Genomic DNA, 20866 nt, shown 5'->3' on the forward strand with positions numbered 1-20866 from the left:
GCCGTGATAGATCTGCTTATAAAATAGTAACATATCTGGGGTCTTACGACCATAATCCACTGATCCAGTTCCAAAGGTTTTGCAGCAGCTCCCAGACGAAGAACCGTACCTCTGGCTCAGCAGCAGTTTCTCCTGATGAAGCACTTCCTGCCGAGGAATCAGCCTGCACTGTTTTTGCAGCTGCCGATTTCACCTTAGCACTGTTATCCGCACCAGCAGCAGACACTGTTTTTGTACCTTTGTCAGCAGCAGGTGCTGCCGCATCTCCAGAGCCCGCATCGATAAAGCAAAGCGGAGGAAACAGTACACACCACCAATTTTGTCCCTTGCCTGCACCAAGCGTGACCCGTACAGCTTCATACTCCCCAGCAGGATAGACGGTACCACCGTATAATTTGGTTGGAAAAGGGACTACGCCCAGCTCCACTTTATAGGAATATTCAATGCCCCGTTTCTCGAGCTCTGATCCAACCAAAGCGTTAAGCTCCGGCAGATGATTTCTAATCAGAGCACGTGCCTGCTCCAAGCTCTGCGGATCCTCAAGAGCAGATACCCACTGGTTCATTTGCTCCACAATTTTATCGCGAATTTGCCGTTTCACCAGCTGATCTTGCGCTCCGTCAGAATTAGCTAGAATACGTAACCGGATAGATTCTTGGGGAATAGATACTTCAGCTACTGCAGCATCGGTTTTTTGACCTTCCCAAGCCATCATGAGGACCATAAAAAAACAAATTAAAATGGCAGTATACTTAAAAGTTACACGTAAGGAATCTCTTTTATCCATATGATTATCGTTCATTTGTTGCAGCCCCTCTCCTCTTAACTCTCATGCTAGTAGTATGCCCGGAGATAAGAGACTGCAAACCTATGAATCTATGATTTTAAGAAACGAGCAGTTTCAGTGAGATCTTAACAGTCCTATAAAAGAAAATAAAGGGAATATTTTACTTTTTTAAATCATTATGATATAGTGGGTATATTCGGTATATTGCTTATATTTTTCTTTAATATCCAATTTATATAAATTTAAGGAGGTTCATTATGAAACTAGTAAAAACTGTATCTACTCTGACTTTGGCACTCATTGCTTCAACTTCCATTTATACTACAAGCTCATTTGCCGCAGAAACCTCTTCTAATCAAGTTGAACAAAGTGCTACGACCTCAGTCACCTCACCAGATACTACTTTTGTAAAAACAGTTACTGCTGATGAGATTGAATCGATTAAAGAAGAAGCAGCTCTAACTCAAAATATAAACCAGCCAAATTTTAATGAAAATAACAATAACTCATTAGGCATATTCTCCTATACGGAAGGTTTCACTTTTACAATGGATGGATGGGCTTCAGGCACACAAAAGAGAACGAATGGTGAAATAACTTTCACCTCAAATTCTGATGTCTATGCAACGATACATCAAAGAACTTCCTTTCCTACCGAAGCAGTTCCGATCATCTCTTATGAATTGATTAGCAAAAGTAGCGGTAAATCGGCAGGGGTTAGAAACGTGTCTTGGCCTTATGCAGAAAGCAGCCCGTATACTATCGGTTGGAGTAATGTTCTTCCAGGAACTTACTATTTACTAATCACTAATCTGGGACCCAATCAAATATTCGGCGGAGGATTCCTAAACGCTTACTGATAAGCGAAATTGAATACAATAAAATCGAGGCAGATTCCATGGGTGCTTCCATATTTTAATCCGACGGAAAGTAAGGCATAGAATTCCTGTAGCATTATTCATTAAAGCGAGATATATCCTATTGTAATATACCGAATTTAATAACTAACTAACAAAAGCGCATGCTGATAATCAGCATGCGCTTTTGTTAAGTTTCAAAAAATATTATCTCATTACTGATCTTTTTAGTATCAGGCTTCTTTCGGGTTCTCACCCTTGACTATTCTAAACACCTTTAACCGATACATGATTTATGACCGGGTCTGGAAGATCTTCTTCCTCTTGCTGACCATGCAGACGTACACTCATTACCAAACCAATGCTGGCCATGTTGATAAGCAGTGATGTACCTCCAAAGCTGATGAAAGGTAACGTGATACCTGTCAAAGGCATCAGACCAATAAACGCGCCAATATTCTCAAAAATCTGATATAGCATCATGGCGACAATTCCGACAATCAAGAACGGCCCGGCTCTATCCTTACACTCCAGCGCAATCAGAATCATTCGGTGAATGAGGATAAAGTACAGCAGCAGCAGCAGCGCCGCCCCCACAAAACCGAATTCCTCGGCAATTTGCACGAAAATGGAGTCCGAGTAGGTATATGGCACACGATTCGTTTGAACGGAATCTCCCTTCATATAGCCATCACCACTCATTCCTCCAGAAGCAATAGCAATTCTAGCATTGGTGGTATGATACTTAGCCTTTTCTGTTGCCTTTTCGGGAACAAGCCAAGGATCAAAACGTTCAATCCAGTGAGATCGCCCAATATCCGTAAGAAAGGTTTTAATTTCATCGTGATAATGGATATAACTCATAATTCCCGCAATCGCAGAACTAGCCACGATGACCAGCCCGATTAATGCATGCGTGTATTTAATATTGCCAATCCACAACAGACCCGCAAGAATCACAACGTAAGACAAGGCATTCCCAAGGTCATTTTGGGTAAGAACAATAAGAAATGGAAACAAGGTCAGAAGGCCGAGTGGCACAACATCCCGCCAGAACAGAAGCTTACTCTTATTCTTGCGGACAAGCATGGCCGCCAGAAAAAGAATTAATATCAACTTGAACAGCTCAGCAGGCTGCAGACTCAGTCCTCCAGGCAGGGTCAACCAGCCTTGTGCATTATTTTTAGTCTCGCCCAAAAAGCTGACGAGCACCAGCATCCCTATCCCAAACAAATAAATATATATCGCATATTTCACTAATATTCTGTAATCCAAAAAGGTCATTCCAATAAAAGCTACAAAACCAATAGCATAATACATCATCATACGAATATGATGTCCGTCCAGCTTCTCTCTTCCATGAGTAACACTATATATGGCGAAGATGCTGACCACCATGAGTAATAACAGAACGACTACAATAGCACCATCAATCTTTTTAATCTTCTGAAGCACGCTCTGCCTCCCTACTCTATATCCGGTCTTTCTTTATGATCCCCTGAGAAATCCTGCTAAATACTATTATAAAGGAAGTCGGATTGAAAATACAATTTCTCTACCCTGGACAAAGGAACCCTCTGCAAAGTAGGCAATATTATTTCGTTATGCCTAGCACATGACGCGGGATTCCAGCCAGATCATTAATGGTGATAATCTCCGTCCAATGGCCCGCTGCCGCAAGGAGTGCAGCGACTTGCTCAGCTTGACCGAAGCCAAGCTCAAAGCCGATCAGGCGCGGCGGTGCCGGGAGCAGCGTCAGCTGCTCCATCATGCGGCGGTACGGGTCCAGCCCGTCCGCTCCGCCATCCAGCGCAGTGCGCGGCTCATGGTCGCGCACCTCACGCTGCAGCCCGGCGATATCCTCGCCGGGGATGTATGGCGGGTTGGAGACGAGAATATCCGTCTCCATCCCCGTGAACGGCTCGAGCAGATCGCCGAGCCGAAAGTCCACAGCTGTGCCATTGCGCAAAGCGTTGCGCTCGGCCACAGCCAGAGCCGCCGGCGAAATATCGCCGGCGCAGACCCGCCACGCCGGCGCTTCCGCCGCCAACGTGACGGAGATCGCTCCGCTGCCGGCGCCGATATCGACGGCGGCCAGCGGTCTTGCGGCGCCTCCGTTGCGGGCCGCAGCGCCGCCCGCGCTATCCAGCGCCGCTTCGCCCGGCGTTACAACGCCGTTCGGCCAAAGCTCCGCGCCGTAACGTAAAATCGCCTCGACAAGCAGCTCCGTCTCCGGCCGCGGAATAAGCACGTCAGGCGTCACCTCAAAAGGCCGCCCGTAAAATTCTTGCTCGCCGATGATATACTGCACCGGCTCACCAGCGCCCCGGCGGGTAACTCCCGCCTCAAATGCTTCCTTAACCGCTGCTGGAAAAGGATCTGCCAACGCCATATAATAAGCTGCGCCAGACACTCCAAGCACATGCTCCAGCAGCAATTGTGCACTGCGCTGCGGTTCATTGCAGCCGCTCCGGCTCAAAAAAGAAGAAGCCTCCGCAAAGGCTTCCCGGATGCTTTTGACTTCCGACATGACATATACGCCATCGTTCAAAGCATTATTCTCCATTATCCATATTATCCATCAAGTCAGCTTGTTCAGCGATTGAAAGGGCTGAGATAATTTCAGTGATTTCTCCGTTCATAACCTGCTCCAAACGGTGCAGTGTCAGGCCAATACGATGGTCTGTAACCCGGCTCTGCGGGAAGTTATACGTCCGAATGCGCTCACTACGGTCACCCGTACCTACTTTACTCTTCCGTTCACCAGCATACTTCGCTTCTTCTTCCTGCCGTTTCATATCAGAGATACGGGCACGAAGCACTTGCAGCGCTTTTTCTTTATTGGAGTTCTGTGACTTACCGTCCTGACAGGTAGCAACGATGCCTGTAGGTACATGGGTTACACGTACTGCAGACTTGGTCGTATTTACAGACTGTCCGCCTGCACCACTTGAACAGAAGGTATCCACGCGAATATCTTTATCATGGATCTCGATCTCAAAAGCCTCAGCTTCCGGCATCACGGACACCGTAGAAGTAGAGGTATGAATACGACCTCCGGATTCGGTCGCTGGGATACGTTGTACGCGATGCGCACCACTTTCGTATTTCAGCTTACTGTATGCACCACGGCCGTTAATAAGGAAGATTACCTCTTTGAATCCACCAAGATCACTCGCGTTAACATCCATTAACTCAACGCGCCATCCTTGTGCATCAGCATAACGAGTGTACATCCGGTAAAGATCTGAAGCGAACAATGCTGCTTCATCTCCACCCGCTGCACCACGAATTTCAACGATTACGTTCTTATCATCATTCGGGTCTTTAGGCAGCAGCAACACGCGGATTCTCTCTTCCAGCTCCACTTGACGTTTGGAAAGGTCATCAATTTCCATCTTAACCATTTCTTTCATCTCATCATCAAGCTTTTCGCCTTGCATCTGCTTAGCAGCTTCAAGCTCTTCCATTACACTCTTATATTCAGTATACGCCTCAAATGCGGGCTGTAGGTCTGATTGTTCTTTGGAATAGTCCCTCAGTTTCTTACTGTCGTTTGCAACATCCGGATCACAAAGCAGTTCACTGAGCTTCTCATAGCGGTCCGCCAGGGATTGCAATCGGTCCAACAAGGGAATTCACCTCTCCTGATTCAATTTCAAATTCGCAAATATAACATCAAATTTGTACTGTCATAAAAATAGATATACGACTTTATATTATACCAAAGATATTGTGAAATGGCTACAGTTCCGTACGCACAATACCTTAATAAAAAGCTTATATTTTTAAAAAGGATCATCCCAGCAATAGAAACTCCCACTGCTCGAGATGACCCCTATATCATTCGTACACTTAAACCTTCTTAAACGTTAAAACGGAAATGCATTACGTCGCCGTCTTGCACCAAATATTCTTTACCTTCAAGACGCAGTTGACCACGTTCCTTCGCACCGTTCATGGAACCAGCTGCCACAAGATCCGCGTAAGCCACTACTTCAGCACGGATAAATCCCCGTTCGAAATCTGTATGAATTACACCGGCAGCTCCAGGTGCTTTGGTGCCGCGACGAATCGTCCACGCCCGAACTTCCTGAACGCCTGCTGTGAAATACGTATACAAGCCAAGCAGTTTATAAGCCGCTTTAATCAACCGGTTAAGGCCGGATTCTTCCAGTCCCAGCTCTTCCAGGAACATAGCTTTATCTTCACCTTCAAGCTCAGCAATTTCTGCTTCCACCTTAGCACTGATCGGAACAACTTCTGCACCTTCAGTAGCTGCAAAATCGCGAACTTGCTGTACATAAGGATTGTCCTCAGCACTTGCCACTTCATCTTCACTTACATTCGCCGCATACAGCACTGGCTTCAATGTTAACAAATGAAGATCACGGATAATAAGCTTCTCGTCATCAGACAATTCTATACTACGTGCAGGTTTATCTTCGTAGAGCACTTCTTTGACGCGTTCTAGCAGCTCAACTTCTTGAGCGTATTTCTTGTCGCCGCCTTTGATATTCTTACGGGAACGCTCAATCCGCTTCTCAATGCTCTCAATATCAGCAAGAATCAACTCCAGATTAATGGTCTGGATGTCGCTGATCGGATTTACCTTTCCATCAACGTGGGTAACGTTCTCATCTTCAAAACAACGAACCACATGCACGATAGCATCTACTTCACGGATATGGGCCAGGAACTTGTTGCCTAGTCCTTCTCCTTTACTGGCACCACGCACGAGACCAGCAATATCAACAAATTCAAAAGCAGTAGGTACGGTCTTGTTCGGCTGTACCAGCTCAGTCAGTTTATCAAGACGTTCGTCTGGAACTTCAACAACACCAACGTTAGGGTCAATGGTACAAAAAGGGTAGTTAGCGGATTCTGCACCCGCTTGCGTTATCGCATTAAACAATGTGGATTTTCCTACGTTAGGAAGACCGACGATTCCAGCTTTCAAAGCCATTTATATGACAACTCCTATTTTCAGCTAAATTGATCATCCGAATAAGCTATACGATCTAAACCATTATATATTAGAACATATTCGCCAGCAACACCGGATGTCAGGCAGATGTGTCCGAACGCGCAAGCTCTAATACCTTTTTTATCGCCGGCTGGTCCAGTAATGGCTTAGATTTATCCGGATCAACCTCCACATCAGGCACAGTCTTTACCTCTTCATTACAACTTCCATCAGAATTCAGACCCATTTCAAAGGAAAACCTGAAGAGATAACCGCTATTAGGCAATGCAACAACAAGCGGATCTATCCCTAGTCCATCCCCACCTGTCCTGCCGCCTACAACCGTTGCAAACCCGGTGCCTTTTACAAAGGCTGCAAGACCTTCCGATGATGAATACACAGAGCTATCTACCAGCAAATAGATTTTCCCTTTAAATCCAACAGATTTATTAGGGGTTACTACATCATTTGTTTTTCTATATGTCTTAAACATCTTTAAAGCTTCGGTTGGCAGCTTGGGCAGTTGCTCATCTTTGATGCCAGCAATAGGTTGTTGCCCCTTTGTAATCTGACGTGCTTGCATAAAGGTCTCCGCATATTTGCCTCTTGTATAAAGTAAGTATGTATTGTATTCGATAGGTTTATTGATCAACATAGGGACAAGATGAATTCTCCAATAATTACTGTTTCCTCCCCCATTTCCGCGGATATCTAATATTAATGTCTTATAGTCCTTTACCTCTATTAAAAAATCATGGATCTCGGAGCTGTCCATCTCCATGAGACTCCCGTCAAAGCTTTGCATGCCGAGATAAGCGATTCGATCGGGCTCTATAATGACTTTTTTTACATTCCCAGAAGTCTTTTTTGTTACATCTCCTACTCCATCTCCACCATTATGCATATCGTTATTGATATCATTAGAGCTTTGCTGCTCCGCTAAAGGTTTCTGGTTGTAACGGGCCAATACGTTAGGCTGCTGAAACACGTTGACCCAAGGCTCAAAACCAAAACCTAACTGAGCATACGTATGTAGATACCAGGGGTATTCTTCCTTGGATATAAAATTTGTATGCCCATTGTTTAATCTGCTAAGGACAAATCTCATACGTTTCAAAAACTCATCATCCGATTTCACGGCTGCTATTTTATTGCGGTATTCCTCTTTTTTTGCAAGCCAATCCTCTCCATTGAGACGTTTATTCACCTCTAAGAAAGGATAGTTCTCCTCAATAATCTTCCACATGTAATCAAAATCCTCTAGCCTTTGTTCTACCGTCAATGAAGGCAAAGCTATTTCTGATTGATCTTCAACTACAGCTGAAGAGGCTAGCGGTGCAACCGGACTTGCCTGGACTTGCTCAGACTCAGATTTCTTCTTTCCTGGTAAATCGCCACTGTTGCAGCTGACCAGTAATAGTAATACTACTGCAGAAACAACCACCCACGATACAGTCCTTGGCCTCACCTTAATCCCCCCTTTTCTCTCTTTATGACTTAATCCATTTTCAGGAATTTATTTTTTAATCATATTTTCCTAATCATCCTAAATCAAATATATTTATCACAATTATTTACATAATAATTCAGTAGAACAACAAAAAAGGACCTCTTTCGAGGTCCTCACACTTATGGACTATAGATCTTTAGACATTGTGATGTCAGTTACGATATATCCCATTTTTTTGTATAACTCAAATGCGCGATTGTTCTGGCCGAAGACGTGTAACCCGATTTTGGTAACATTCATCTCCCGGGCTTCTTCATCGAGTGCGATCATAGCCTGCTTGCCATAACCCTTACTCTGGAACGGTTCAAAAACATAAAAATCATAAATGAAAGCCTCGCGGCCGCCTCGGCCTTCACTTACGTTAAACCAGATATAACCAACCTGTTCATCACTGCTTATTTCTACTATAGAATATAGATAAGCACCATCTGTGTGCAGCCCTTTTGGCAAAGAGCGTGTTATGGCTTCCTCAGACAGCTTCATCGCGATCTCCGGATCCCAAGCACCGGCGCTGATCTTATCTTCCGCATAATCCCGGGTAGCTTGACCTAAGAAAAATTGAAAGGCCGACTCATCCATATGGACCAGTTTAATCATAATCTTACTCACTTCCTCGCTTCAATATTTACCATCCTATTTACGTATTAAACGGGAAGTACCACGTAAAGTTGCTAAATCTGGAGCGCCAATACCAAACATTGCTATTTTTAGCTCCAGCTCAACCTGTGCCAATGCAGCATCCAGCGCCTCTTCAGAATCGACAGCCGGCCCTAACAGATTGCGGCCAAAGCCTGCCAGATCAGCTCCAAGTGCCAGTGCTTTCGCTGCATCCACGCCATGTTTTAGTCCGCCGCTGCCAATCAAAGCGCCCTGCGGGGAAACTGCGCGCACCTCTGTGATACAATCAGCTGTTGGAGTACCCCAATCTGCGAAAGCCTCCGCCGCTGCCCGCCGTATAGGATCTACACTGCGGAACTTCTCCACCTGACTCCAGGATGTCCCGCCTGCACCCGCAACATCAATAAAAGCCGCACCTGCATTATAAAGACGTGCAGCTGCATCTCCATCAATGCCCCAGCCTACTTCTTTCACACCTACAGGGACTTCAAGTGCACGGCATACCTTCTCTATCTGGGATAGCAAAGAGGCAAAACCAGTGTTCCCTTCCGGTTGAAAGACCTCTTGCAGCCCATTCAGATGCAGTACAAGAAAATCAGCACCTGCGATATCCACAGCCCGGCGACATTCCTCAATCCCAAAACCATAGGACAGCTGTACAGCACCAATATTGGCGATAACCGGAATATCAGGTGCTTGATCCCGCACATAAAAGGTCGCCGTAAGCTCAGAGCGCTCCACTGCCGCCCGGACCGAGCCTACACCCAGCGCCCAACCACGACGCTGTGCAGCTGTGGCCAACCGGGCGTTAATCGCTCCTGTAGCTGCGCTGCCACCTGTCATCGAGCTGATGAGCAGCGGTGTACGCAGCTTGCGATCCAAAAACGTAGTCTGCAATGATATATCGTCAAAATTCAGCTCTGGAAGAGCATTATGCTGAAATCTGTAATGTTCAAACCCTGTAGTCACACCGACGCCACCTACTTCTTCATTTAGGCAAAGGCGTACATGTTCAATTTTGCGTTCGCCTGTCTTCGATGTAGGCAATAAAGATCTTTTGTCAGAAGCCTCTACAGCCGGCAGGTCCTTGCCATGATCTGCGCCAGACTGCCTAGTCGCATCATATGGCACGGCCTCTTCTGGCGTATGATTCATGCTGCGTTCCTCCTATTCCCAAACTCGATTTATTATAACATATCCCTACAGATGAATTTACAATATGAGGTTAGCGATTACAATTCTCCGGCTTAGTAATCATTAATTTCATAAACTTCGTACTAATCGTTCAAACTCATTATAGCTAGCTGAATGTTATTTATTAATGTTAAGGATATTTGGGCTGCTTCATTTCGCTCCACTAGGTGTTAATAGGTTGGTAATACACCGGAGCATCACAATCCTAAGGAAGTGCTCTGCAATAATTTCAGGAGGAACTTCCATGAATTCAGATCGTCAGCAACCCGTTCACCCCCATAAACCTAAAGATATAAACTACGCTCCCGGTTTAACTACGAAGAAACGTTCCACTTCACGCCGCCGTACACGGGTGTTATGGGCTTTCGTCATTCTACTCCTTTGGTTAACCGGCGTAATGATTTATCAGACGCACAAACCTCTACCCAGCGGTATTTCCTTTGAAAGCCCCATATACAAAACAAATCATGTATCCTTCTGGCACGACTTAACCTATTCGGACGGTACAGCCACGGGCACTCAAGAAAGTCAGATTCTTTCGAGGATTCTACAAATTATCGAGGAGTCCGATGAATTTTTGGTGATTGACCTCTTTCTTTTCAATGATTATACCCATAAAGATCAGTCATTTCCTCCAGTCAGTCGAATGTTGACGGACAAGCTTATTTTACAAAAAACTACTTATCCTGAGATGGAGATCGTCTTCATTACGGATGAGGTTAATACCAATTACAACTCTGCACCTAATCATCTCCTGGAAGAGATGAAGTCTGCAGGGATTAAAGTGATTATGACTGATGTAAATGCTCTACGCGATTCTACGCCTGCTTATTCTGCTGTCTGGCGTACCTTTATTCAATGGTTCGGACAGTCGGGCGAAGGCCGGATTCCGAATCTTATGGCCAGCGGCGGACCGGATATTACTGCTCGTTCTTATTTGAAGCTACTCAATGTAAAAGCTAATCACCGTAAGGTGGTTGTTAGTGAGAATAGCGCTCTAATCTCCTCAGGAAATATCCATGATGCCAGCGCCTATCATTCCAATATCGCTCTGGAAGTACAAGGTCCAATTATTGCTGATATTCTCCAGACGGAACAGGCCGCGGTCAATCTTTCGGATGCAGGGCCATTGCTCACTTATGAGCCGGATTTCACCAAGGATAAGGACCAGCACTCTGAAGAATCTATGGGAGTCCGCTATTTAACGGAAGGAAAGGTATATAAATATGCAAGACAAGCCCTCCAATCTGCACAGGAGGGTGACACCATTTGGATGGGTATGTTCTACCTTGCCGATGATGCAATTCTCGATGAATTGGTAGAAGCTACCGAACGAGGGGCTACGGTAAGATTGATACTGGACCCCAATCAGAACGCCTTCGGCCGTGATAAAATCGGCATTCCTAACCGTCCAGTTGCCATGAACCTGAACAAGCGCACGAACGGAAAAATCTCTATTCGCTGGTACAACACGACCAAAGAACAATATCACTCGAAGCTGCTTTTCATTGCCAAACAGACTGGAAGTTCCATCATTCTTGGCGGTTCCACCAATTTCACGACACGCAATCTGGATGACTACAACCTGGAGAATAATCTGTGGGTATCTGTAAAACAAGATCAGCCTCTTTATGCCCAGATGGAAGCCTACTTCAATCGACTGTGGAATAACGAGGACCATGAGTATACCCTACCTTTTGAGGCTTATCAGGGCGAAGTGACCTGGTTCAAATATATCCTGTTCCGGTTGCAGACCACCTTGGGCTTAACTACTTTTTAAAGCAAAAACCACCGCAGATGAGGCAAAACACCCTCTGCGGTGGTTTTTGGTTATAGTAACGGCGACATAAGTCGAGCAGCAGATTCCAGTATACGGATCACCATACGCTTATTCATAAATTCCTCATGCTCAATTAAGCTGGTAGATAATAAATCCCGCTCAAAATCAGCCACAATACGAGCAACACTCTCCGTCTGAATTAGTAATGCATTCACTTCAAAGTTAAGGTGGAAGCTGCGCATATCCATATTGGCCGTACCGATTGTTGCTATTTCACCATCGACGATAAGCAGCTTAGAGTGGATAAATCCCTTTTCATATTCATAAATCTTCACGCCAGCTTCCAGCAACGCCGGGAAATAAGAATGTGAAGCCAGAAAAGGAATCCATTTATCCGGCTTAGCCGGGAATAACAATCGCACATCTAAACCAGAAATAGCGGCTACACGCAGTGCAGTTAAGATGTCCTCATCAGGAATAAAATATGGACTGGCAATCCACACCGATTTCTCGGCAGAAGTGATCATGGAGAAGAAAATGTTTTTGAGCGCACGACGTTCGTTATCCGGTCCGCTAGCAATAATCTGTACGGCTCCATCACCTGTCATAAAGCGAAGTTGTGGAGTGAGGTAGTCTTGCTCCAGTATTTTTTCACCCGTAGTGTGCATCCAATCTTGCAGGAAAATAATTTGCATCGTCCGTACCGCTTCGCCTCTAACCAACATATGTGTGTCACGCCAAAATCCATAAGTCTTACTGCGGCTTAAATATTCATCGCCTACATTGAGACCACCCATGAATCCGACATCTCCGTCGATCACAACAATTTTACGGTGATTCCGGTAATTCACACGGCTGGAAAAAAAGGATGTTGAATTTCCGTAAGAAGCCACCTGAACTCCGGCGTCACTCATTTCCTTCAAAAAAGCTTTGGAAAGCTGAAAACTGCCAACGGCATCATACATAAATCTGACTGCAACACCGGCACGAGCTTTATCGATCAGAATTTGTTTAATGCGTGTTCCAATGTGGTCCGCCCGGAAGATGTAATACTCCATATGAATGTGATGCTTAGCTTGACGGAGCTCCAACAATAACGTACCAAACGTCTCTTCACCATTAGTGAGGATACGAGTTTCTGATGCAAAGGATATAGGAGTACGTGCTAAAGTCTTGGATAACAGCAACAGTTTTTGGCGCGAGGGATCAAAGACTGACCAATCTTGGTGCGTACGTAAAGCGTCATTCTCAATTCTTTCGTAGGCCATAAGGTCTCTTTGTGCCTTTTTATCATATTTACGGCGTTTGAACACATTTTGCCCAAATAGAAAATAGAAGACCAGTCCCAGCACCGGGATCAACGCAAGCAATAAGATCCATGACATTGTTGTAGAAGGATTACGGTTCTCCATAAAAATAGCCAAGCTAATCGAAATAACTGTCAGAGTGGAGAAGATACTAATAATCGTTCCCGCAGTACTCCCAAAAATGCCGAAACCAAAATAATAAAATGCTATGAATGCCCCAATGATAATTATAGATTGAAGTCCTCTTCTCATACTCTACCTACCTTCTTATTCATACAAGCAACACGAAATTGACACATTTTATATATTACATGAAGAACCCTTTTCTTCCTAGCTAATTACTGTGCAAAAGTCTATTTACGACAAAACTGTAACCCTTCTGTTCCGATATTTGTATTGCCTGGTTGGATGGAATATAATAATTTTGACCAACTAGTCAATTATAGAACCCAGTAGTCAGAAAGGAGGTTAATCCTTTAATGAATGATAAAACTATTGACAAGCAGGAACAAATTATTAAGATCGCCATGCAGTTATTCGCTGTGAAAGGCTCCTCGTCCACATCCATGCAAGAGATCGCTGAATTATGTGGGATTTCGAAGGGCAGTTTGTATCTGGTATTTAAATCAAAAGAAGAACTGGAGCGCAGTATCTTCCTTTATTGTTATCGGATGATTCGTGATCCCTTGTTACGTGAAGAACAGGAAACCCGACGAACACCACGTGAGAAGCTTAGGAATCAGATAGAAATTCTGCTAAGTCACGTGTACGAATTGCGCGAGTTCTTGCAGCGTCAAATTCAGGAGGTTGCGGGCAAAGGATTTGATACTGAAGTCCCGGACTGGCTGCGGAGAAACAACGCTTCCTTCTTAAGATGGTTCCAGGTGAAGATGGAGTTGCTCTATGGAAAAGACGTCGTTCCCTATACCGGAGATTTATGTATGATCGGACATGGTCTCATCAAGTCTTATATTGCGGTTATTTTTCGTAAGGATACGCAGGTACCCATTGCCGATATGGCAGATCATCTAATGAATCTAATGGATATGATTGTGTCTGGCTTACTCACTAGTAAACAGGTTCCACTAATCAACTCTGCTACTTTAGCGAACTGGATGGCGGAGAATGAGGAGAATAAACGAAAGAATCCATTACAGCTCATTAAAGAAATGAAGACTGTGGTCAGTAAATTAAATAGTATAGAATCCGAAGAAGCAGCCGATCTGCTGGAATCGCTCAATATTCTGGAAGGTGAAGTGCTTATACCTCACCCACGAAAAGCAATCATTCAGGGGATGCTGTCCAACCTCCAATCCTGCTCTGAGCTCACAGCAGAATTAGAAGAGCTGAGGAAGCTAATTGCCTCAATTCCGCACAATTCATGTGTATTTCGTTAATTGACTCTAAGAAGAGTTCGGTAGAGAGAAAGTCATGGATAGTGAGTATTATGAATTTTTATAATGGCGCCTTATTTCGTAAAGAAAAGGGCCGAGAGGAGCAGAAACGAAACTTATGAAAAGCTTAATTAATTTCTCGCTCAGGAACAAATTTGCCATTTGGCTTCTGACGATAATTATTGTGTTTGCCGGTTTATATAGCGGACTGACGATGAAGCAAGAAACCTTGCCTAATATTAGTATACCCTATCTTAGCGTAACAACCATTTATCCGGGGGCCGCACCAGAAGGCGTCGTTAATGATGTCAGCAAACCGTTGGAGCAAAAGCTCCGCAATGTGGATGGTGTAAAGACGATCACCTCCACTTCTCTGGAGAATGCCTCCAGTATCCAAATTGAATTCGATTACGGAACAAATCTGGATAATGCTACAGCAGCAGTGCGCGAATCGCTAAATGAGGTCTCATTGCCAGACAATGTGCAGAAGCCTTCCATTTCCCGTTTTAGCCTTAGCTCAATGCCTGTCGTTTCGCTCAGTCTTTCCAATGGAGATACCCAGGACCTTGAGGAATTGACACGTATTGCTGAGAACGATATTCGCCCAGCCCTAGAGGATGTTGAGGGTGTGGCTTCTATTCAAATCTCTGGTCAATACGTCAAAGAAGTATCACTTAAATTCAATCAAGATAAGCTCAGCCAATATGGACTGACTGAAGATACCGTTAAAGGTATCATTCAAGGCTCTTCCCTCCGTGTTCCACTAGGACTATTCGAGATGGACAAGGCTCAAAAGGCAGTTGTCGTGGACGGCAACATCACTACCGTTGAAGATCTTAAAAATGTGACCATACCGGTAATGCCAACTGGCGCTAACGCTGCAGGTGCTGCAGGTGCTGGAGCTACCGGCGCTGGTGCTGCTAACGGAGCTGCTGGTGCAGGTGCTGGAAATGCTGCTCCTGGCGGAGCTGCAAGTATGGGACTTCCAACCGTGAAGCTCGGAGAGTTGGCCACGATTGAGGTTGTGGGGAATTCCGAATCCATCTCCCGTACAAATGGTAAAGAATCGATCGGTATTCAGATTGTCAAAGCCAATGATGCCAACACTGTTGATGTTGTAAATGGCGTTAAAGACAAAACTGAAGAATTAAAAGCACAATATAAAGGCATTGACCTTACTGTTCTGCTTGACCAAGGTAAGCCCATTGAGGACTCCGTAAATACGATGTTGTCCAAAGCTGTGTTTGGTGCCTTATTCGCAGTAATTATCATTTTGGTGTTCCTGCGGAATATTCGTTCGACGATTATTTCTATCATCTCTATTCCATTATCCCTGCTGATTGCAGTGCTGTGTCTGCGGCAGATGAACATTACGCTTAATATGATGACACTTGGAGCGATGACGGTCGCGATCGGGCGGGTAGTCGATGACTCGATTGTAGTTATAGAGAACATATATCGACGGCTCTCCTTATCTGGTGAGAAACTGAAGGGCAGAGAATTAATCAGTGCAGCCACGCGTGAAATGTTCGTGCCTATCATGTCCTCTACAATTGTAACCATCGCGGTGTTCTTACCACTTGCTTTGGTTAGTGGTATGGTTGGTGAGCTGTTCTTGCCTTTCGCTCTAACCATGGTCTTCGCCCTGCTCGCTTCATTAGTAGTTGCGATTACCCTAGTTCCTGCAATGGCTCACTCGTTGTTCCGTAATGGATTGAAAGGTAAAAAAACTCACAGCGAGAAACCAGACAAACTTTCTGCTGGTTATCAAAAGATTCTGAACTGGTGTCTTTCTCATAAACTCGTTACGTTTGGAGTTGCCGTTCTTCTCCTTGCGGGCAGCTTATTCTTAATCAAGCCTATTGGTGTAAGCTTCATGCCATCCCAAGAGGATAAAACTGTAATGCTTACTTATTCACCAAAGGCTGGACAACGGATTGAGGAAGTTCAAGAACAAGGTCTGAAAGCTGAAAAATACATTTTAGCGCAGAAGCATATAGACAAAATGCAATATTCCATCGGCGGTGGAAGCCCGATGGGTATGGGTGGATCCAGCAATTCAGGACTATTTTTCATCGTTTATGATAGTGATACTCCTGATTTCGAAGCTGTTAAAGAGAAACTTATTGAAGGTTTGACCGCAGAAGTGCCAGATGGTGTATGGGGTGACATGTCCGCTCTGATGAGTGGAGGTATGGGTGGAAGCACTCTAACCGTGAATGTATTCGGAGATGAACTGGATCAGCTGAAGCCGGTCGCGGATGAGATTGCCTCAATCGTACAGGCTGACACCACTAATTTCAAAGACGCGGAAACAAGTCTCAAAGAAGCATACGATCAATATACGATTGTAGCGGATCAACAGAAGCTTAGCTCCCTTGGACTTACAGCCGGACAAATTGCGATGAAGCTGAGTCCAGCAGGCACGCGTCCAGTGCTCACAGAAGTAGAATTGGACGGCAAGAACTACAAAGTCTATATCGAAACAGATAAAGAAACGTACAAGAGCATTAAAGAAATGGAAGAGGCTACTTTGACATCGCCACTAGGCATCTCCGTGCCAATCGGGCAAGTCGCTAAAATTGAAAATGGCTCCTCCCCTGACTCGATTACTCGTATGGACGGTAAAATGAAGGTAGATGTTACTGCCGAAATTATTTCGAGTGACGTGAATAGCGCTTCGAACAGCGTGAAAGAAAAAGTAGATGCTATGGAATTGCCTGATGGTGTAACTGTTACCTTCGGCGGTGTAACCGAGCAGATCAATGATACGTTTGGTCAATTAGGAATTGCTATGGCGGCCGCTATTGCCATCGTATACTTCGTGCTTGTGGTTACATTTGGCGGTGGATTAGCACCATTCGCTATCCTGTTCTCACTTCCTTTCACAGTGATTGGGGTACTCGTTGCCTTGCTGATCGCTGGGGAAACCTTAAACGTGTCCTCGCTCATGGGTGCGCTGATGTTGATTGGTATCGTAGTAACGAATGCGATTGTCCTCATCGACCGCGTTATTCATAAGGAAAAAGAAGGACTCACTACGCGTCAAGCCTTGCTTGAAGCAGGTGGCACACGTTTACGTCCAATCCTGATGACTGCCCTTGCAACGATTGGTGCATTGCTGCCATTGGTTACTGGACTTGAAAATAGTGCAGGAATTATCTCTAAGGGGCTCGGCGTGACCGTAATCGGTGGTTTGGTCAGTTCCACGCTGCTGACACTTGTAGTAGTGCCAGTCGTGTATGAATTCCTGATGAAATTCCGCAGCAAAAAGGTAATTGATTAGAACTATGATGTGAACAAGTAAATTAGATTTAAACAAGAGGCTGTCTCCAAAGTAGTGAATTCTACTTATGAGGCAGCTTCTTTTTTTAGAAAATAGGCTATACATTGGATTCTTACTTTAGCAAATAGACTGTGCGCCACGCCTAGTGGTGTTCTATGCCATTAGGTTGAACGGTGTGTGGAGAGCGGTGGATGATGTGCGTTTGTGCGTAGCGGAGGGCGATATACCGTGAGCGCTGGATGATATACGAAGAGCGGTGGACGATGTGCGATTTATGGTGGGGTTCGCGGCATACAGCGGGTGATCTGCGTGGGTCGTTTGGACGGCGTACATTTGTGTTTACTGCGTTCTGTGTTTGGGCGATGTGCGGAGTGGATCTTAAACTAATTAGGGGAAAATTCCCTGAAAAAAGCCAATATTTTCTCTAAATGAACGAAATTAGGGATTTCCTCCCTGATAATAAGGGGATTTCTTTAATTACCACCGAATCAGCTATATTTTAGGGAGGTTTTCCCTAATTATTAGTCTGATGACTGAAAATCCCAGAATTTCAGGGAGAAATTCCCCAATTAGTCTATCGGTGCTTCAGTTGGGCAACAATAAGACGCTTCGGTTGGTACTTCAATTACTACTTCAGTTGGTGTGTCAGCCTCTACTTCTATCGGAGTTTAACTAGATCATCACTAGGATGCTTCACATGGTACTTCTATTTGTGCTTCTACAGAGCTTCTATTAAAGCTTCATATCTACTTGAATAGCACGCAAAAGCCCGACCTATCAATTAGGTCGGGCTTTCTAATATTAAATGCTTGTAGCTGCACTGCTCTCCAATGAAGCTCTCCAGGAACGAAGCATTTGCAGATCAAGTGGCAGAAACTCCTCAAGCATATGAGAGAGGCCTAGATATAGCGGACTATCTGTTGCTGCATTTAGTTTCTGACAGAACTGCGGTGTCCATTGAAGTAGATGCTTTTCCAAAAAGGACTCCTGAATATCAAGCAGCTCCATAGCACTTCTTATTGAAAAACTATTGTAAAGCATACGCTCATGCATGACTGCCATAAATTCGAGCTCAATAGCAATATGATCATCGGCTTCACCATTACACTTATTGAATACAATTCCAGCGGAGGTGTACACATCTGCAAGCACGTTGCAGAAATCCTCCGAACGACCTAAAATCGCTGCTTCGCGCAATTTAAAAGAACTAACGGACTGTTCTTGCATAAGCCGTTTATATTCTTTGCTCTCTTTCTCGCATATCATTGGCAGCTTGTTCGGTTCCTGACTCAAATAGCGCTTCAGCTCCCGACCGCCTTCTGTCATCTCTGCCGCTACACTCATCTGGCGATGGCGGCTCCATTGAGCCACTAGAGAGAGTGATGGTTTTCTACCCAAAAAATCCACTAAAAGCTGATATATTAATCCCCGACTTTCCAACCAACGGCTAAAAGCCTCCGGAACGGTGAGCGATGGAACAGTATGTGTACTCATTTTGCAAATCCTCCTCAATGGTTTCCCGGTCACTCTCCGTCACACACATTACCGACGTGCGGTTTCCGGTATCCTATCTGTTTTCGCAAAAGTGAACGTTAAAACTAATCCGCACCTAGATTATATCGGAAATTAAAAGCGCTTTCCGTGAGCATTCTATGTCTAAAAACTTTATTTGTCGTACTTTTGTCACACTTTTCGTTGTTCAATATGCGTTATCTTCTTATCTAGTTTGTCCAGTTTTATGTAATGAAACCCTGTCGTCCAGAACTTTGCTCATTGACGTGAATCCAAGCAATCTTTAAAATTCTAAACAAGTATAAACATCTTCGCGTTCTATCCTGTTAGTGACGTTAGGCGTTTATACGAGAAAATTTAAGAGCAATTTATCAGCCAGATTTAAAGGAAGGGAGCAACGCCATGGAGCCGCTGACGGACCCTTTTGGACGTTTACACGATTACATCCGCATTTCGGTTACCGACCGCTGCAACCTGCGTTGCATCTATTGTATGCCAGCGGAAGGGATGCAATTCCAACCGCAGGACGAGATTCTAAGTTACGAGGAAATTACCGCAGTCGTTAAGTCGCTAGCCCCTCTTGGATTACGTAAAGTACGACTAACTGGCGGAGAACCTCTTGTCCGCAAAGATCTGGAAAAGCTTGTTGCGATGATATCCGCGATTCCAGGTATAGAAGATATTTCGCTGACTACAAATGGTTTAATGCTTCCAGCCAAAGCCGCGCTGTTAAAAGAGGCTGGTCTGTCACGGGTAAACATCAGCCTAGACTCTTTACGGCAGGATCGATTTTCTATGATTACTCGTGGCGGTGAAGTCGCCAAGGTATTAAAGGGGATCGAGGCCGCACAAGCCGCCGGACTTCAACCGATAAAGCTTAACGTTGTATTGATGAAAGGAATTAATGACGACGAAATCAAAGACTTCATCTCCCTTACGCTGGAGAGTCCTCTAAATGTACGCTTTATAGAATACATGCCGATTGGCAGTGCTACTGATGCTTGGCGCCAAACTTATCTGCCTCTGGAAAGGGTTGTAGAAGCTTGTACTGAGGCTGGTTGGGAAACGGAAGCAGCAGAAATGCCCTCCGGGAATGGCCCTTCCCAGAATCGGCGGGTTGTTGGAGCCCCTGGTACATTCGGCCTGATTCATCCGGTGAGCGATCACTTCTGCGATAATTGCAACCGCCTGAGACTTACCGCAGATGGGCACATCAAAGCTTGCCTGTATTGGGCAGATGAATACAATGTCCGTCCTTTAATAAGCGATCCTGCTGCTGTGCAGGCCTTATTCCGGAAAGCGCTGGGCAACAAACCTCATAACCATGAAATGGCCTTAGCTCTGGAGAAAAAAGCACAAAGCCACACGCCGACAGCTCGGCGCATGTCTCAAATTGGTGGATAAACGTCCATCCCGGTATTATAGTTCCTCTTTTAATTTCATAAATACAAAAAACGCCGCTTTCCCACTGAACAATCTGGGAAAGCGGCGTTTGGTTTAAAGCTTAGCGATGAACTATTCAATCACTATTAGAGAGACAGAGCTTCGAGCAGCTTATAAATAGTCGCTCCTGCCTCGGCTCTTGTGGCATTATTCTCAGGACGGAAGGTGTTATCCTCGAATCCACCCAGAATACCAGCTTCAGCTGTTTTTCA

General features: G+C 44.9%; 15 protein-coding genes and 1 pseudogene. 5 read left to right on the forward strand and 11 right to left on the reverse strand.

Features of this window, described 5'->3' with window-relative positions:
- Positions 1–43: 43 nt before the first annotated feature.
- On the reverse strand, positions 44–787 hold the full coding sequence (spoIIR, locus tag NYE35_RS29270; RefSeq protein ID WP_076099806.1) for a stage II sporulation protein R: 744 nt from the start codon (positions 785–787) through the stop codon (positions 44–46).
- A 257-nt stretch (positions 788–1044) separates the two neighbouring features.
- On the opposite strand from spoIIR, the gene NYE35_RS29275 reads away from it, so the two are divergent.
- Positions 1045–1647: a hypothetical protein gene (locus NYE35_RS29275; protein WP_341122340.1), complete on the forward strand. Its 603-nt coding sequence runs from the start codon at positions 1045–1047 to the stop codon at positions 1645–1647.
- A gap of 264 nt (positions 1648–1911) precedes the next feature.
- On the opposite strand, the gene NYE35_RS29280 is transcribed toward NYE35_RS29275, so the two are convergent.
- The 7 genes from NYE35_RS29280 to fni all read right to left on the reverse strand — a co-directional run bounded on the left by NYE35_RS29280 (position 1912) and on the right by fni (position 9893).
- Positions 1912–3099, reverse strand: coding sequence for an FtsW/RodA/SpoVE family cell cycle protein (locus NYE35_RS29280; protein ID WP_036681594.1), 1188 nt, complete (start codon positions 3097–3099; stop codon positions 1912–1914).
- Between the two features lie 139 nt (positions 3100–3238).
- The gene (gene prmC / locus NYE35_RS29285; protein ID WP_445321961.1) at positions 3239–4195 is read right to left on the reverse strand and encodes a peptide chain release factor N(5)-glutamine methyltransferase; all 957 of its coding nucleotides are present in this window, start codon (positions 4193–4195) and stop codon (positions 3239–3241) included.
- A 4-nt stretch (positions 4196–4199) separates the two neighbouring features.
- On the reverse strand, positions 4200–5276 hold the full coding sequence (gene prfA, locus NYE35_RS29290) for a peptide chain release factor 1 (protein WP_036681601.1): 1077 nt from the start codon (positions 5274–5276) through the stop codon (positions 4200–4202).
- Positions 5277–5509: 233 nt separating this feature from the next.
- The gene (gene ychF / locus NYE35_RS29295; RefSeq protein WP_036681604.1) at positions 5510–6610 is read right to left on the reverse strand and encodes a redox-regulated ATPase YchF; all 1101 of its coding nucleotides are present in this window, start codon (positions 6608–6610) and stop codon (positions 5510–5512) included.
- 100 nt (positions 6611–6710) lie between these two features.
- Complete coding sequence (locus tag NYE35_RS29300) at positions 6711–8078, reverse strand: S41 family peptidase (protein WP_143763750.1); 1368 nt, start codon at positions 8076–8078, stop codon at positions 6711–6713.
- Positions 8079–8246: 168 nt separating this feature from the next.
- Positions 8247–8717, reverse strand: coding sequence for a GNAT family N-acetyltransferase (locus tag NYE35_RS29305; RefSeq protein ID WP_235219460.1), 471 nt, complete (start codon positions 8715–8717; stop codon positions 8247–8249).
- 36 nt (positions 8718–8753) lie between these two features.
- Complete coding sequence (gene fni / locus NYE35_RS29310; protein ID WP_080742651.1) at positions 8754–9893, reverse strand: type 2 isopentenyl-diphosphate Delta-isomerase; 1140 nt, start codon at positions 9891–9893, stop codon at positions 8754–8756.
- Positions 9894–10176: 283 nt separating this feature from the next.
- Here fni and NYE35_RS29315 point away from each other — a divergent pair, with 283 nt between their 5' ends.
- Complete coding sequence (locus NYE35_RS29315) at positions 10177–11712, forward strand: phospholipase D family protein (protein WP_052097373.1); 1536 nt, start codon at positions 10177–10179, stop codon at positions 11710–11712.
- A gap of 50 nt (positions 11713–11762) precedes the next feature.
- Here the strand turns inward: NYE35_RS29315 and cls are convergent, their stop codons facing one another.
- A complete protein-coding gene (cls, locus tag NYE35_RS29320) occupies positions 11763–13271 on the reverse strand; it encodes a cardiolipin synthase (protein WP_036681607.1) in 1509 nt (502 codons plus the stop codon).
- Between the two features lie 227 nt (positions 13272–13498).
- Here cls and NYE35_RS29325 point away from each other — a divergent pair, with 227 nt between their 5' ends.
- Entirely contained in the window at positions 13499–14416 is a 918-nt protein-coding gene (locus tag NYE35_RS29325) for a TetR/AcrR family transcriptional regulator (protein ID WP_036681609.1), read from the forward strand.
- Between the two features lie 115 nt (positions 14417–14531).
- Positions 14532–17699, forward strand: coding sequence for an efflux RND transporter permease subunit (locus tag NYE35_RS29330; RefSeq protein WP_038573655.1), 3168 nt, complete (start codon positions 14532–14534; stop codon positions 17697–17699).
- Between the two features lie 801 nt (positions 17700–18500).
- Here the strand turns inward: NYE35_RS29330 and NYE35_RS29335 are convergent.
- Positions 18501–19193 (reverse strand): TorD/DmsD family molecular chaperone, encoded by a 693-nt coding sequence (locus NYE35_RS29335; protein ID WP_036681926.1) that lies wholly within the window; start codon positions 19191–19193, stop codon positions 18501–18503.
- Positions 19194–19613: 420 nt separating this feature from the next.
- Between NYE35_RS29335 and moaA the strand changes: the two genes are divergently transcribed.
- Positions 19614–20615 carry a GTP 3',8-cyclase MoaA gene (moaA, locus tag NYE35_RS29340; protein ID WP_036681928.1) on the forward strand — a complete coding sequence of 334 codons (1002 nt, stop codon included), beginning with the start codon at positions 19614–19616 and terminating at the stop codon, positions 20613–20615.
- A gap of 125 nt (positions 20616–20740) precedes the next feature.
- On the opposite strand, the pseudogene NYE35_RS31505 reads toward moaA, so the two are convergent.
- Positions 20741–20848, reverse strand: a pseudogene (locus tag NYE35_RS31505) (S-layer homology domain-containing protein); the annotation flags it as partial.
- Positions 20849–20866 lie beyond the last annotated feature (18 nt).

Origin of the sequence: Paenibacillus sp. FSL L8-0494, assembly GCF_038003695.1 — a bacterium.
GTDB classification, from domain to species: Bacteria; Bacillota; Bacilli; order Paenibacillales; family Paenibacillaceae; genus Paenibacillus_AQ; species Paenibacillus_AQ odorifer.